We start from the raw sequence: 14,773 nt of genomic DNA, 5'->3' as shown, positions 1-14,773 counted from the left end.
CGGGGCCGCGCAACAACGTTGTCAAAACGTTTCGAGCAACTGCGCCAACGAGTAGTCACGGGTGCCGAAACGCTTCGGCAATCGTAGCATTGTGCAGGATCCCGTGTCCATGACGCCGCGCGGTGCGAGGATGGACGGATGGACATCGTGGTGAAACGCGTCTACGACCCGCCCGGTCCAGATGACGGCGTGCGGGTCCTCGTCGATCGCCTCTGGCCTCGCGGGGTGTCGAAGGCTGCGGCGAGTCTCGCCGAATGGGCCAAGGACGCCGCGCCGAGCTCCGGGCTCCGTCGCACCTGGCACGGCGATCCCGCGCAGCACTCCCCCGCCCACTTCGAGGCGTTCGCCACGGCGTATCGAGCCGAACTCGCGCGAGAACCCGGTGCGCGCGCACTCGACGCGCTGCTCGCACGGGCGGCCGGCGCGGAACGGCTGACGCTGCTCACCGCGACCCGGGATCCCGAGCAGAACCACGCTCGAGTGCTGCGTGCCGCACTGCTCGAGCGCGCGACGCGACCGGATCGCGCCGAGGGCTAGGCGAGCAGCGCGCGCAGCTCTGTGAGCGCCGTTCCGAACTCGGCGTCGTCCGCGCCGCCCATCCCGATCACGAGGCCCGCGATGCCGGCGTCTGACTCGCGCTGCTGCCAATAGCGGCTGAGCGCCTCGGCTCCGAGGCCGGCGGCGTCCGCGCGCGCGACGACCGCGGCCTCCCGCGCCCGCTGCGCGCCCCGATCCGCACCCGTGAACTCGATCACCGCGTGCAGACCGCCGTCCATCGGGCGCACCCGCACCCCGGCCGCACCCGCCAGCCGGTCGGAGACCTGGTCGCGCCGCGCCGCGTAGCGCCGGAGCATGCGGCTCGTGTGCCGTCGGAGCTCTCCGCTCGCGAGGTACTGGGCCAGCGCCTCCTGCACGATGGTCGACACCGGTCCGCCGAGCTCGCGCCGGATCGGCTCGATGCGCGACCGCAGCCCCTCGGGCGCGAGGAGGTAGCCCGCCGACAGCCCCGGCGCGATCGTGCGCGAGAAGGTACCGAGAAGCACCACGACCCCCGAGACCGGGTCGTCGAGCGCGGCGAGCGTCGGCAGCGGGCTCCCCGTGTACCGCAGCTCGGAGTCGAAGTCGTCCTCGACCACCAGGACACCGGCGCGACTCGCCCAGGCGAGGAGCTCGCGCCGCCGGGTCAGCGGGAGCGATCCTCCGAGCGGATACTGATGGCTCGGCGTGACGATGACCACGTCGAGCACACCCTCCGGCAGACGCGTCGTGTCGAGCCCCTCGGCGTCGGCCGGCAGGGCCACGATCCGCGCTCCGTACCGGGCCGCGACGGCGCGGAGTGACGGCAGCCCGGGATCCTCGACGCCGACCACCAGACCGTGGCCCCGGGTCGTGCCGAGCGCCGTGAGCAGGAGGCCCAGCCCATCGCGGGTGCCGGCGGTGACGAGCACGTCGTGAGCCGGGCGCGCCGTGCCGCGCATGCGACGGAGGTGGTCGGCGATCTCGGTGCGAAGCCGCGGGTGCCCGAGCTCCGGCGCCGTCAGGTGCGCCCGTGCGGCCGCGGCGCGCCAGGCGGAGCGCCAGGCCGCACTGTCGACGGCGTCCGTGATCGGGCGCCCGGGGGCGAGCGGACGGGTGGTGGGAGCGGGGTCGGACCGGTCAGTGAGCAGAGCGGGATCCCGAAGCACGGTCGGCTCCGGCGTCTCGACGGGATCCCGGCGCGAAACCCGATCCCGAGGTTCTGCCGACCCCACCTGCACCGCTTCGAGCGCGGGATTCACCCGGGTGCCCTGCCCGTGCGTCGCTGTGAGGTAGCCCTCTGCGACCAGCTGCTCGTACGCCGCGACCACCACGCCCCGGGCGACTCCGAGCCGGCGGGCGAAGGCGCGCGTCGCGGGGACGCCCTCCCCGGGCCGCAGCGTGGCGGCGTCGATCGCCTCGCGCAGCGCCGCCGCGAGCTGCACCGGGAGCGGCGCATCGGCGTCCCGGTCGAGGTGCACCGGGATCGAGCTCACCGCGCCGCCCGCGGGCGTCTCCCCCACCCGGCGCGTCACCGGAACTCCACGGACCGGCCGGCGAAGCGCCGCTGCATGACCTCGAGCGCCTCGGAATTCTCATCGATCAGCAGGAAGCGCCGATCCAGTTCCTGCGCAGCGGCACCCGTCGTGCCGCTCCCCGCGAAGGCGTCGAGCACCCAGTCGCCCGGGCGGGACGACGCCTGCACGATCCGGCGCAGCACCCCGACGGGCTTCTGCGTCGGGTAGCCGGTGCGCTCTTTGCCCGTGGGCGATACGATCGTGTGCCACCACGTGTCGGTGGGGAGCTTGCCGAGCGCCGCCTTCTCCGGCGTGACGAGGCCGGGGGCCATGTAGGGCTCGCGGTCGACGGCGGCTGCGTCGAAGTGGTAACCGGCCGGATCCTTCGCGTAGACGAGAATGTTGTCGTGTTTCGTGGGCCAGCGCTTCCGGGTGCGCGAACCGAAGTCGTACGCCCAGATGATCTCGTTGATGAAGCAGTCGGGGCCGAAGAGCGCGTCGAGCAGCACCTTCGCGTAGTGGACCTCGCGGTAGTCGAGGTGCAGATACAGCGTGCCGTCGTCGGCGAGCAGTCGCCAGGCCTCGATGAGACGCGGTTCGAGAAAGTCCCAGTAGTCGCCGAAGCGATCGTCGTAGGCGAGGGTCATCTCCCGGGTCACCGCGTACCCGCGTCCGCGGAAGCCGAGGCGCCCGCCCTCGGCCGGGTCGACCGGCACCCCGCGCACGCGCTCGGCGCGGCGCGCGCGGCCCGTGTTGAAGGGCGGATCGAGGTAGATCAGCGTGAAGGCGCCGTCGGGGAGCCCACGCAGCACCGGGAGGTTGTCGCCCCGGACCACCAGATTCGGCCCCGCCGGATCCCAGTACTCTGCCACGTCCCCAGCGTAGCGCGCGCCACTGTCGGAGGTGCGCGATAGGGTGCGGAGCACCGACTCGACGAAATGGAGCCCGCATGATCACCCTCGGCATGGTCACACTCGACACCCCCGATCCCCGCCCGCTGGCCGCCTGGTGGGCCGAGCGCCTCTCCGGCGAGATCGTGCACGACGCCGACGGCTGGTTCTGCATCGTCCGCGCCCCCGGGATCCCCGTGGCACTCGGCTTCCAGCGCGTGGACGAGCCGATCGTCGGCAAGAACCGCATGCACCTCGACCTCGATCGTGGCACCGACCTCGATCGCGCCGCGGTCGTGGCGGAGTGGGTGACGGCGGGGGCGACCCACCTCGGCCAGCGCGGTGAAGCGGACTTCCACTGGGACACCTTCGCCGATCCCGCGGGCAACGAGTTCTGCATCGGCGACCCGCACTAGGCGCGACGGGGGTTGCTGCTGGGGGAGCACGCCTCGGCACCGCACTCGCAGAGCGTGCGCGACGGCGGTTGCTGTCACAGTGCGAGCGCGACCTCGTCGTCGTGGAGCGGCGCAAGGATCCGCCGGATCTCCGCGGGGTCGAGGTCCTCGATCCGACCCGGATTCCATGCCGGGTTGCGATCCTTCTCGATCACCTGTGCGCGCACCCCCTCCGCGAAGTCGGGTCGGTGTGCGAGCCGCACGACCACCCGCAGGTCATCCGCCAGCACCTCCGCCAGGCTCAGCGCATCCGCGCGCGTCCGCGCGATCTGCGCGAGGGTCACCACGATCGACGTCGGGCACATGGCCCGCACCACACTCGCAACGCCCTGCGCGATGGGGTTCGGGTCGTGCTCGAGCGCTGCGATCAGGCGCACGGCACCGTCCAGGGCGGCATCGGCCCGGCTGTCGGCGGTCTCGCCGATCCCGCCGCCACCGATCCCACCATTGCCCAGGGCGAGCGCGGCGATCGGCTCCCACCACGTCATCTCCTGCAGCATCCGGGAGGGCGGCGCGGGCTCGGCGACTCCGGCGACCGCGGTCTCCGGATCCTCGCCCGAGGCGAGCGTGCGGCGCAGTCGCTCGAGTCGATCGGAGGGCACGTAGGCGTCGGCGAAGCCCAGCGCGATGGCGTCGCCCGCGTCCATCTCCCCCGAGGTGATGGCGAGGAGCTCGCCCAGCCGCCCGGGAGCGCGGGCCAGCAGGAGGTGCCCACCGACGTCGGGCACGATGCCGATCCGTGCCTCCGGCATCGCCAACCGGCTGCGCTCCGTGACCACCCGGATCGCGGCGTGACCGGTGAGGCCGATGCCGCCGCCCATCGTGATGCCGTCCATGATCCCGACGACGGGGATCCCCGAGGTCGCGACCGCGTGATCGAGCACGTACTCCGTGGAGAGGATCTGTCGGGGGTCGCCGGTCGAGATCTCCTTGACGTCTCCCCCGCCGCAGAAGCCGCGGTCCCCTGCACCGTCGAGCCACACGGCCGAGGAGCCGTCGGCGTTCGCCGCCGCGAGATCCCGCGTGAGCGTCTCGAACATCTCGAGATTGAGCGCGTTGATGGCGCGCGGCCGATTCAGGGTGATGCGGGTGATCGCACCGTCGCGCCGCGTCAAGATCAGGGCGTCGGACTGGGGGGCGTCGGAACGGGAAGTGTCGGACTCGGAGGCATGGGGAGTCGAGGCATCGGGTCGCATAGCAGCACCGTAGCAGGATGGCCCGGCCGGGCTCGGGTCACTATGGCGTCGGCATGAAGGCGTCGTAGTGCTGGAAGCCGCGTGCGATCCGGAGCAGCACCAGCATGAGCGCCACGATGATGAGCCCGCCGATGAGCGCGGGGGCCCACAGCGCGATCGCGGTGGCGACGGCGCCGGCGAGCAGGTCTCCGATCCGCGGGCCACCCGCGACGACGACGTAGAAGAGCCCCTGCATGCGGCCGCGCACGTCATCGGGAGCGGCGGCCTGCAGGATCGTGGTGCGGAACACCGCGCTCACGTTGTCCGCGGCCCCCGTCCCGGCGAGCGCGATCCCGGCGAGCACCACCGCGGGCACGTTGACGCCCTCCGGACCGGCGGACCCGACCATCATCCCGGTGACGAGCAGCACCACACCGAAGAGCGCAGTGAAGAGACCGAACACCGCGATGGCGAGCGTGACGGCGCGGCCCTGGCGCCGGACGCGCCCGAGCGGACCGGACACGAGGCTGCTCAGCAGGGCTCCCGCCGCGAAGGAGGCCGTGAGGACGCCGACCGTGACGGGCCCTCCGCCGAGGATGAGCGCCCCTGCCGCGGGAAACACCACACGCGGGGTGCCGAAGATCATGGCGATGAGATCGAAGATGAAGGTCGCGCGCACGTTCGGGGCGTTGCGGAGGAAGCGCATGCTCTCGACCACGGAGGAGAACCCCGGGCTCGCGGATCCACCCTCGGGCGTCATCGGCGGCAGGCTCAGGATCCCCAGGAAGGCGCCGGCGAAGAGCACTGCGTCCAGCAGGTACGTCCAAGGGAAGCCGACGGTCGCGACGAGCACGCCGGCGACCGCCGGGCCGACCGTGATGGCGAGGCCCATGGTGATCCCGCTGAGCGCGGCCGCGGCGGGCAGGAGCTGGGTCGGGAGCAGCCGCGGCAAGATCGCACCCCGCGTCGCGCCGAGGATTGTGGCCGACGCGGCGTTGATCGCGGCGAGGACGTAGTAGGGCCACGTCTGCGTCACGTTGAGGAACGCGATGAGGGTCATGGTGCCGATGCTGAGCCAGGCGACCGTCGCGGTGACGAGCGCGACGGTGCGGCGGTCGAACATGTCCGCGAGCGCGCCGCCGACGAACCCGGCGAGGATCATCGGGCCGAGGGCCCACAGGGCGACGAAGGCGACGGCGAGCGTCGAGCCGGTGAGGTCGTAGACGTGCAGCCCGACCGCGACGATCGTGATCTGCGCCCCGATCTGCGCGACCGAGGTGCCGGTCCAGAGTTTCGCGAAGGACGGGCTCGTGCGGAGCGGGGTGACATCGACCAGCAGGCCCCGCCACCCGGTCCGATCAGTTCGCTCGCGACTCTCCGGCGTCTCCTCGTTCCCCACCGCGCCAGACTATAGGCTCGGAGCGTGTGTGATGAACGCTACGACCGCGACGTGCTCGCCGACATGCGGCCCCGGCGAGGACCGGTGCAGCGCACCGAGGTGCCGCTGGCGAAGGGGCTCGTCGTCGAGCACACGGAATCCGAGTGGTGCGGGGCGGTCGTCGGGGCGCGCGAGGGGCTCGTGCAGCTCGAGGACTACCGGGGCAAGGTGCGGGCGTTCCCGATGTCCGACGGTTTCCTGATCGACGGGAAGCCGGTGTCGCTCGTCATGCCGAAGCGTGCGCCCGCGGGGCGGCAGCGCACCGCGTCCGGTTCGTTCGCGGCTCCCGAGCAGCGCGCTCGCGTCGCGATGCCGAGCCGGATCTTCGTCGAGGGCAAACACGACGCCGAACTCGTCGAGCAGGTCTGGGGCGATGACCTGCGGGTCGAGGGCGTCGTGGTGGAGCTGCTGCAGGGCGCCGACAACCTCGCCGACGTGCTCGCGGAATTTCAGCCCGGGCCGGATCGACGCGCGGGGGTGCTGCTCGACCACCTCGTGCGCGGCAGCAAGGAGACACGCATTGCGGAGGCGATCTCCCGTGGGCCGCACGGCGCGCACGTGCTCATCGTCGGACACCCGTTCGTCGACATCTGGCAGGCGGTGAAGCCGGAGCGCGTCGGACTGCAGGCGTGGCCGACGATCCCCCGCAATATCGAGTGGAAGAGCGGGATCTGCCGTGCGCTCGGGTGGCCGGGTGACGAGCCGGCAGATATCGCGGATGCGTGGTCGAGGATCCGCGGGCGCGTCCGCACCTTCCGCGATCTCGAGCCGGAGCTCGTCGGCCGGGTCGAACACCTGATCGACTTCGTGACCGTCGCGCCCTGAGCGGAATCGGGTGATTCCTCCCACCCCGGGCGTACGATGGAGTGGCTCGACAATCACCAGGAGGAACGCGTGCCACAGCCGGTTTTTCTACTCATGCCCGAGTGGCAAGGTTCCTCGTCGTCGCGTGCGATGCAGCTCGCCGAGGGCGCGGCGCTCCTTCGAGAGGACCTGCCGCAGTCCGCGCTCCGCGAGGTCCCCGTGCCGCTCGAGGCCGGGGATGCCATGGGCACCCCGGTCGCACGACTGAGCAGCGTGCTCCAGGCGAGGGACGCGGCCCGACGCACCCTGTCCGAGGTCGCGGACAACGTCCCGCTCATCGTCGGGGGCGACTGCGCCTCGTCGCTCGCCGGGCTCGAAGCGGCGCGAAACCGATTTGGTGACGACCTCGCCGTGCTCTGGTTCGACGCCCACCCCGACCTGCAGCACCCCAGTACATCACCGTCCGGATCGGCCTCGGGGATGACGCTCCGCCACGCCCTCGGCGACGGATCACCGGACCTCACTGCACAGCACGCGATCACCGCCTCTCAGCTCACCCTGATCGGCACCCGCGTATTCGACCCCGAGGAGGAGTTGGAGCTGGAGCGGCGCGGAATCACCGTGCTCGGCGCGACGCCATTCGAGATTCCCGAGGTTTTTGGGGCTTCTGAGGCTTCTGAGGCTTCTGAGGTCGCAGAAACTCCCGGGGCTCCTGAGACTCCCGAGGCTCCCGAAGCTCCCGAAGCTCCCGAAGCTCCCGAAGCTCCCGAGCAACTCGCGGAGCGTCTCACCGCGATCCTCAAGGACTCAGGTGCTACCCGCGTCTACATTCATGTGGATCTCGATGTCCTCGACCCCGCGGAATTCTCCTCGGTTCACGCTCCGGTGCCGTTCGGACTCACCGTCGCCCAGCTCACCTCGGCGATCCGCGCGGCCGTCGCTGCATGTCCTCTCGCTGGAGCGTCGATCTGCGAGTTCGCCCCAGCCGATCCCTCGATGGCGGCCGAGGATCTCCCCTCTGTGTTGCGGATTCTCGGAGCACTGACCTCTGGAGACCGCGCCTGATGTCGAAGCCGGTGACGCGTCCCTCGAGTGAGACGACGCACACTTCGGTCCCGGAACGCGCCACATTGTATGCAGACCGGAGACCCCTTCCCTTTGCGCGCTTGGGGTATATCTACGCGACGGCCGTCGGTTTCGTGTGGGGGTCGATCATGAGCACCGGGAAGGTCGAGTACCGGAACGGACTGTGGATCTTCCGGGGCATGCCGCGCTGGGCCTTCGGCCGAGGCGGAAGCTGCGTGGGCTCGTGTTACCTTACGGATCACAACGTGACCCCCGCGATCGTCCGACATGAACTCGTCCACCGCGATCAATGGCGTCATTACGGCCTGGCTCTTCCTCTCCTGTATTTCCTTGCCGGTCGGGACCCGCTGAAGAACCGCTTCGAAATCGAGGCGGGGCTGCACGATGGCGGCTATCTTCGCCGCTGACCGTTTCTCATCCCATCGTCATGTCGTTTCTCCTTTCGACCCCTGAGTGATGTCTCGTGCTCTTGGCTTCATCATGGCGTGATAGGACGACTTCGGGGCCGCTGCCGTCGATCTGTGGAGAGCCATTTCGGGAAACTTCGATGCACACTTTCCTGTGGGCGACAAAGCGTCTGCAGTCAACTCTCAGCGCATATTCGGATTCGAGAATATACCTGTGACGCTCCCTGAAATTCGGGGACTCTGGTGCCGTGAATGTCGGTGGGTGCTGGTTGACTGCGGGCATGCGCACCAGCACCGAGCCTCCCGTCACGGACCGCAGCACCGCGGGCCCGGACGCTGGTCGCGCTGCGTCTGGCGGGCCTGGTGGGTCTTCGGCTGGCCGGGTGGCGGATCTTGCCGCTCCGGCGTACGCGATCCTGGCCGAGTCGCTCGTGAAGATCCGCGCCCAGATCAACACCCTCCACGCCGCCGAGGCCGCGCTGCTCGTTTTGGGTGACGAGCTCGCTGCTCTGGTTGCGGCGCGGGATGGGCACACGGATCATGGGGAGTTCGAGCATCGTGCGGTCGCGGCGGAGTTCGCGGCCGCCGTGCACGAATCGGACCGGACCATGGCTGGCCGGATCAGCCGGGCACGCACCCTCGTCGAGCACTACCCGACGGTCATGGCGGCACTCACAGCCGGACGCATCTCTCACGCCCACGCGGCGGTGATCACTGATGCCGGGAGCACCCTCACCGATCCTCAGTCCCGTGCCGGATACGCGGCCGCGGTGCTCGAAGTTGCTGAAACCAACACGGTGGGCCGGTTGCGGCCGGTCGCTCGTGAGTTCGCGGAACGGTTCGCAGACCGCACCCTCGACGACCGCCACACCGAAGCCCGCGCCTGCCGCATGGTGCGCGTGACCGAACTCGACGACGGCATGGCCGACCTCACCGCCACCCTTCCCGCCGTGTACGCCTCCGGCATCAAAGACCGACTCACCCAGATGGCCCGGTTGGTGAAGCAGCACGAACAGGCACGGGCCGATGATCAGGCCCATAACGTCTCTGGCTTGGGTACCGAACCGGGCAGCGGCGCACCTTCAGGGGAATCCGAAGGGGAATCAGCAGCCACGACCGCGACGGTCCGATCCATGGACCAGATCCGCGCCGACCTCCTCACGGACCTGCTCCTCGCCAGCGACCCCAACCAGGCCGCCACCAGCGGCCTCACCGGCATCGCGGGCATCCAAGCACGGATCCAGGTCATCGTGCCGAAGGAGCACGCCACGGGCGAAGATGAACCCTCACCCCCGGGCACCGAGTCCGGCGGTCACCGAGCAACAGGCACCCCGCCGGCCACCCTCGCCGGATACGGGCCCCTCGATACCGACACCGCGAGACACCTCGCCGGCAACGCCACCCACTGGGAAGAAGTGACCGTCGACCCCGACACCGGCACCGTGCTCTCCGTCGACACCTACCGACCCAACACGAAACTCAGACAGTTCCTCCGAGCACGGGACCTCCACTGCCGGTTCCCCGGCTGCCACACCCCCACCGCACACTGCGACATCGATCACACGGTTGATGCCGCACACGGCGGACCCACCACCAGCACGAACCTCGCACACCTCTGCCGCAGGCATCACACTCTGAAGCACCACAGCAGGTGGACCGTGACCCAGGCACGCGACGGCACCCTCACCTGGACCAGCCCTGCTGGCACCGCATACCCCGAACGAGCACCCAGCACGGTCAGATTCCGGAGGATGCCTCTCCCCGGCGTTGATTCAAGAGAACGCCAAGCACCTCAGCCACCAGGAGAATCGGACTCCAGAGCATCCGATCCGCCAGGCCGGACCAACACCGGGCCTTCTACTCCACCGGGTGACGCCAGCACCGGAACATCAGCGGCGTCCCCTTCTAACTGAGCAGTCATTGTCGATTCGGCGGGTGCCGATGCCGCCGATCTCGACACGGCCGGTGTGGCTGCGGCTCCTGCAGAGACCTGCACCGCAGCCGCCAAGTCCACAACGCAGCGCTGCCCACCGACGCACCAGCTCATCCATCACACTATCTCGGCAGGCTCAAGGAACGACCATCTAGGCTCGAAGTGTGAACGACATCATCACATGGATCCTCGAGACGGTGCAGAGCGTCGATCCCGCGCTCCGCATCCTCATCGCGGGGATCGCGATCATGCTCGAGACGAGCGTGATGATCGGGTTGATCGTTCCTGGAGACACAATCGTGATCGTCGCGGGAACCGCCGTGAGCTCCCCCACCGAGGGTGCCTTCCTCGTGCTCGCCTTGGTCGTCGGCGCGCTCATCGGCGAGAGCATCGGCTTCTGGCTCGGCCGGTGGGCCGGACCGAGGATCCGCGCCTCGCGCCTCGGCCGCAAGCTCGGCGAGCACAACTGGATCCGCGCCGAACGCTACCTGCTCCGACGCGGCGGCGCCGCGATCTTCCTCTCGCGATTCCTCCCGGTGCTGCACTCGCTCGTTCCGCTCACCGTGGGCATGAGCGGCTACTCGTACCGGCGCTTCCTGGCCTGGACCGCTCCCGCGTGCGTCATCTGGTCGGTGCTCTACGTCACCGTCACCGCGACGGCGGCCAACTACTACCGCGACCTCTCCGACAGCCTCCACTACGCCGGGTACCTGTTCGTGGGCGCGATCGTCGTGTTCCTCGCCCTCGTCTACCTGGGCAAGCGTCTGATCCAGCGACGCGAAGCCGCGCACCTGCTCCCCCTGCACCCCGAGTCCCCGGAAGCGACACCCGGCGCCGCACCCGGCGCCGACGCACCTGCCCAGCCCCGCTCGGTCGACTGACAAGGTCGGATCCCGCCCCGAGCCACTTCCCCGCCTGGAGCGGGTTCCGGGATAGTCTGCAGGGGTGATCGATGACGAGTTCCGCTTCCTGCCGAGCGACGCCCAGCGTGTGGGCCGCACTACTCCGCTCCCCGCGGTCGAACGCATCTCGACTCCGGTGGGCGACGGCCGACTACTGAGCGGCCTGCGCTTCGGCGCACCGGATGCCCCGCGGTTCGTCATGCTCCACGGCGCCGGCCTGAACGCGCACAGCTTCGATCCCGCGCTCCTCGCACTCGACCAGCCGGCCCTCTCCCTCGACCTCCCCGGCCACGGGCGGAGCGACTGGCGGGCGGACGCAGACTACCGGCCCGACCATCTCGCCGCCGACGTCGCGACCGCGCTCGAGCAGTTCGCGCCGGATCCCGTGACCCTCGTCGGCCACTCCCTCGGCGGGCTGACCGCAGCACTCGTCGCGTCCGCCCTTCCCGACCTCGTCCACCACCTCGCCATCGTCGACATCACCCCCGGTATTTCCCCGCAGGGCGACGCGGGCTCGGTCACCGAGTTCATCACCGGGCAGCGCGACTTCGGATCGGTCGACGAGATCGTCGACCGCGCCATCCGATTCGGGATCGGCTCTGACCGCGCCTCGCTGACCCGCGGCGTCGCACTGAATACCCGCCACCGCCCCGACGGCCGCCTGGAGTGGACGCACCACCTCGCGCATCTCGATCGCCTTCCCGCTGGCGACCCGGCCGATCCTCAGCCGTACGCGCCGATCTGGGCGTCGCTCCAGTCCCTCGACATTCCCGTCACTCTCATCCGGGCGGAATCGGGCATGGTCTCGGAACCGCTCGCCGCCGAGTGGCGCGAGCACCTGCCGGGGAGCAGCATCATCACGCTCGCCGGCCCGCACAACCTCCACGAGGCCGCACCGCGCGAACTCGCCGCCGTGCTGCGCGACCTGGGGCCAGCGGCAGGCTGAGGCCAGCTGCAGGCCGGGGCGCGGCCGTCAGCCGAGCCCGGGCCGCCGGCGCCCCACCCGACCCACTCTTCGTAACAACCCTGCAACAAGGCGGCGCTCACCGCGACTTCCACTCCGAGTGAGCGTATTCTCGGCTATCGACACCCGCGCGAGGCCGCGCGCACTCAGCGGTTCCGCTGACCGTATCTGTGACCTGCCGCGGCCCCGCCCCGCGGCGCAATCCGAGGAGTCCTCACCGTGACCGAGTCCCCTGCTGCCCAGGGCCAGTCCCCTGCCGCCCAGGGCGAGACCCGAACCCGCCGTCCACGCCGCATCACGCGAACGGTCGCGATGATCGCCGTCGCGGCCATCGCCGCGCTCGGTGTGACCGCCTTCGCCCTGAACCGCACGAGCGGTGGCACCGGCGAGACCCTCACGGTGGGCATGATCCTCGAACCCACGAGCCTCGACGTCCGATCGAACACCGGCGTCGCGACCAGCCAGATCCTGCTCGACAACGTCTATCAGGGCCTCGTCGGCATCGCACCGAACACCGTGTCCGAGATCGTCCCCGTGCTCGCCGAGGAGCTCCCGGAGATCAGCGACGACGGCCGCGAGTACCGCTTCGCACTCCGTGACGACGTCAGCTTTCACACCGGCGCCGCGCTCACCGCGGACGATGTCGTCGCGTCGCTCGAGGAGACGCTCACGGACGAGACGGTCGGTTCCGATCCCGAGGTGACCGCGGAGCGCGACGGCACGATCCTCATCACCCTCGAGGAGCCGAACAGCGAACTGCTCTGGCACCTCGCGAATTTCGCCGGCACGATCCGCGAGGCCGGCGCGACCAATCCCCTCGCGAGCACGGCGAGCGGTACCGGCCCGTTCCGCTTCGAGAGCTGGGAGCGCGGCGACCGCCTCACCCTCGTCAAGAACGACGACTACTGGGGCACCCCCGCGACTGTCGACACCGCGGTCTTCCGGTTCCTCCCCGAGAGCCGCGCCGCCCTGGCCGCCCTGCATGACGGTGAACTCGACGTGCACACGGCTCTCCTGCCGCCGCTCCGCGAGGAGTTCGTCGACGACCCCGACTTCACGCTCCAGCGCGCCGCGGGAGCCGACGTCTTCACGCTCGCGTTCAACTCGGAGAAGGCTCCGCTCTCCGATCCGCGGGTCCGCACGGCGCTGAGCCTCGCCATCGACACGGACGCGATCATCACCTCGCAGAGCGGCGACGGCGCCCCGCTCGGCAGTCCCATCACGGCACTCGAACCGGGGTACGTCGACCTGAGCGACGTGCATCGCTTCGATCCCGAGGCCGCACGCGACCTCCTCGCCGAAGCCGGCCAGCCGAACCTCAGCCTCACGATCACCGCTCCCGATCACTACGACGCGACACCGCTCGAGCTCATCAAGAGCCAGCTCGCCGACGTCGGGGTGTCGGTCCGGGTGAAGCAGGTCGAGTTCCCTGTCTGGCTGGAGCAGGTGCACGAGAACCACGACTTCCAGCTCAGCTACGTGGATCACGCGGAGGCGCGGGACTTCCGGGCCTACGCGACGCCGGACTCCTACTTCGGCACCGACAACCCGCGCGTCCAAGAGCTGTACCATCAGGCGCTCGCCACGACCGATCCCGCCACCGAGGACGACCTCCTGCAGCAGGCCGCGCGGCTCGTCGCCGAGGACGCGCCGGCCAAGTGGCTCTTCAACTACACCCCGACCAATGTCGTCGGAACGCACGTCTCCGGCTTCCCGTCGGTCAACACGAACTCGCGGTTGAACCTCGAGGGTGTGCGGCTGGGCTAACCGGCGCTCTCGACGCGCAGGCCGCGCAGGATCGCGTCGCGCAGATCCACGGGGGCGCAGTTCTCGCGCTCTTCCTCGCAGGCCCGTCGTACGACCTCGGTCAGCTGGATGCAGACCGACTGCTCGTTCTGGCAGCCCGGGCAGGTCTCCAGGTGCTCGCGGATGGGCGCCGACTCTTCGGCGCAGAGCTCCCCACGAAGCAGTTCGTACAGATTGGCCTGTGCCTCATCGCACCCGCAATCGCTCATCGTGCGGCTCCTTTCTGTGATTCGCCAGACACGTTCCTAGTCAGTCCAACGCCCTGCTCGCGCGCGTATTCCCCCAGCGACTTCCGGAGCCTCGCGCGACCGCGGTGCAGCCGACTCATCACCGTGCCGATCGGCACCTCCGCGATGTCCGCGATCTCCTGGTAGCTGAACCCCTCGACGTCCGCGAGGTAGACCGCCATGCGGAAATCCTCGGGCAGGGCGTTGAGCGCGTCGCTCACGACGGCGTCCGGGGTGCGATCGATCGCCTCCGCCTCGGCGGACCGGGCGGACATGGCGGTCGTCGACTCGGCTCCGCCCAGCTGCCAGTCCTCGAGCTCGTCGACGGCGCCGAGGTACGGCTCGCGCTGCTTCTTGCGGTAGGTGTTGATGTAGCTGTTGGTCATGATGCGGTACAGCCAGGCCTTGAGGTTCGTGCCCTCCTCGAACGAGCCGAACGCGGAGAAGGCCTTCATGAAGGTCTCCTGTACGAGATCCTGGGCATCCGGCGGGTTGCGCGTCATCTTCATCGCCGCGCCGTACAGCTGATCGAGCAGCGGCAGCGCCTCCGCCGTGAAGCGCTGCTCCAGCTTCGCCTGTGCCCCAGAATCACTCACGGTGACGATCCTATCCCCGGGCTCGTGGGCCGCCCCTGATTGAATCGGGCTAAACTC

The 14,773-nt window shown here is 69.8% G+C and carries 15 protein-coding genes; 9 read left to right on the top strand and 6 right to left on the bottom strand.

The window, feature by feature from the left end:
- Positions 1 to 138: 138 nt before the first annotated feature.
- Positions 139 to 537, top strand: coding sequence for a DUF488 domain-containing protein (locus MUN76_RS00995; RefSeq protein ID WP_244686370.1), 399 nt, complete (start codon positions 139 to 141; stop codon positions 535 to 537).
- On the opposite strand, the gene pdxR is transcribed toward MUN76_RS00995, so the two are convergent.
- Positions 534 to 2,051 (bottom strand): MocR-like pyridoxine biosynthesis transcription factor PdxR, encoded by a 1,518-nt coding sequence (gene pdxR / locus MUN76_RS00990; protein ID WP_244686368.1) that lies wholly within the window; start codon positions 2,049 to 2,051, stop codon positions 534 to 536. The genes MUN76_RS00995 and pdxR overlap by 4 nt on opposite strands.
- Positions 2,048 to 2,905 carry a DNA-methyltransferase gene (locus tag MUN76_RS00985; RefSeq protein WP_244686367.1) on the bottom strand — a complete coding sequence of 286 codons (858 nt, stop codon included), beginning with the start codon at positions 2,903 to 2,905 and terminating at the stop codon, positions 2,048 to 2,050. The genes pdxR and MUN76_RS00985 overlap by 4 nt, the downstream gene beginning before the upstream one ends.
- A gap of 77 nt (positions 2,906 to 2,982) precedes the next feature.
- Between MUN76_RS00985 and MUN76_RS00980 the strand changes: the two genes are divergently transcribed.
- Positions 2,983 to 3,339 carry a VOC family protein gene (locus MUN76_RS00980; protein ID WP_244686365.1) on the top strand — a complete coding sequence of 119 codons (357 nt, stop codon included), beginning with the start codon at positions 2,983 to 2,985 and terminating at the stop codon, positions 3,337 to 3,339.
- Positions 3,340 to 3,413: 74 nt separating this feature from the next.
- Here MUN76_RS00980 and MUN76_RS00975 read toward each other — a convergent pair whose 3' ends face one another.
- A complete protein-coding gene (locus MUN76_RS00975; protein ID WP_244686363.1) occupies positions 3,414 to 4,574 on the bottom strand; it encodes an enoyl-CoA hydratase/isomerase family protein in 1,161 nt (386 codons plus the stop codon).
- A 40-nt stretch (positions 4,575 to 4,614) separates the two neighbouring features.
- Positions 4,615 to 5,952, bottom strand: a complete 1,338-nt coding sequence (locus tag MUN76_RS00970; protein WP_244686361.1) for an MFS transporter — start codon at positions 5,950 to 5,952, stop codon at positions 4,615 to 4,617.
- A gap of 24 nt (positions 5,953 to 5,976) precedes the next feature.
- On the opposite strand from MUN76_RS00970, the gene MUN76_RS00965 reads away from it, so the two are divergent.
- From MUN76_RS00965 to MUN76_RS00935, 7 genes are all read left to right on the top strand, one after another.
- Positions 5,977 to 6,816 (top strand): DUF3097 domain-containing protein, encoded by an 840-nt coding sequence (locus tag MUN76_RS00965; RefSeq protein WP_244686359.1) that lies wholly within the window; start codon positions 5,977 to 5,979, stop codon positions 6,814 to 6,816.
- A 69-nt stretch (positions 6,817 to 6,885) separates the two neighbouring features.
- Complete coding sequence (locus tag MUN76_RS00960; RefSeq protein WP_244686358.1) at positions 6,886 to 7,860, top strand: arginase family protein; 975 nt, start codon at positions 6,886 to 6,888, stop codon at positions 7,858 to 7,860.
- Between the two features lie 65 nt (positions 7,861 to 7,925).
- Positions 7,926 to 8,288 carry a Fe-S oxidoreductase gene (locus tag MUN76_RS00955; RefSeq protein ID WP_244688591.1) on the top strand — a complete coding sequence of 121 codons (363 nt, stop codon included), beginning with the start codon at positions 7,926 to 7,928 and terminating at the stop codon, positions 8,286 to 8,288.
- Between the two features lie 383 nt (positions 8,289 to 8,671).
- Positions 8,672 to 10,201: an HNH endonuclease signature motif containing protein gene (locus tag MUN76_RS00950; protein WP_244686356.1), complete on the top strand. Its 1,530-nt coding sequence runs from the start codon at positions 8,672 to 8,674 to the stop codon at positions 10,199 to 10,201.
- 184 nt (positions 10,202 to 10,385) lie between these two features.
- The gene (locus MUN76_RS00945) at positions 10,386 to 11,102 is read left to right on the top strand and encodes a DedA family protein (RefSeq protein WP_244686354.1); all 717 of its coding nucleotides are present in this window, start codon (positions 10,386 to 10,388) and stop codon (positions 11,100 to 11,102) included.
- A gap of 64 nt (positions 11,103 to 11,166) precedes the next feature.
- Entirely contained in the window at positions 11,167 to 12,069 is a 903-nt protein-coding gene (locus MUN76_RS00940) for an alpha/beta fold hydrolase (RefSeq protein ID WP_244686352.1), read from the top strand.
- A gap of 237 nt (positions 12,070 to 12,306) precedes the next feature.
- Entirely contained in the window at positions 12,307 to 13,854 is a 1,548-nt protein-coding gene (locus MUN76_RS00935; protein ID WP_244686350.1) for an ABC transporter substrate-binding protein, read from the top strand.
- Here the strand turns inward: MUN76_RS00935 and MUN76_RS00930 are convergent.
- Positions 13,851 to 14,102 (bottom strand): zf-HC2 domain-containing protein, encoded by a 252-nt coding sequence (locus MUN76_RS00930; RefSeq protein ID WP_244686349.1) that lies wholly within the window; start codon positions 14,100 to 14,102, stop codon positions 13,851 to 13,853. The genes MUN76_RS00935 and MUN76_RS00930 overlap by 4 nt on opposite strands.
- On the bottom strand, positions 14,099 to 14,716 hold the full coding sequence (locus tag MUN76_RS00925; protein WP_244686347.1) for a sigma-70 family RNA polymerase sigma factor: 618 nt from the start codon (positions 14,714 to 14,716) through the stop codon (positions 14,099 to 14,101). The genes MUN76_RS00930 and MUN76_RS00925 overlap by 4 nt, the downstream gene beginning before the upstream one ends.
- Between the last annotated feature and the right edge of the window lie 57 nt (positions 14,717 to 14,773).

The sequence above is a fragment of the Leucobacter rhizosphaerae genome, assembly GCF_022919175.1.
Lineage (GTDB): Bacteria > Actinomycetota > Actinomycetes > Actinomycetales > Microbacteriaceae > Leucobacter > Leucobacter rhizosphaerae.
This window is presented reverse-complemented; position numbering and strand designations above follow the sequence as displayed.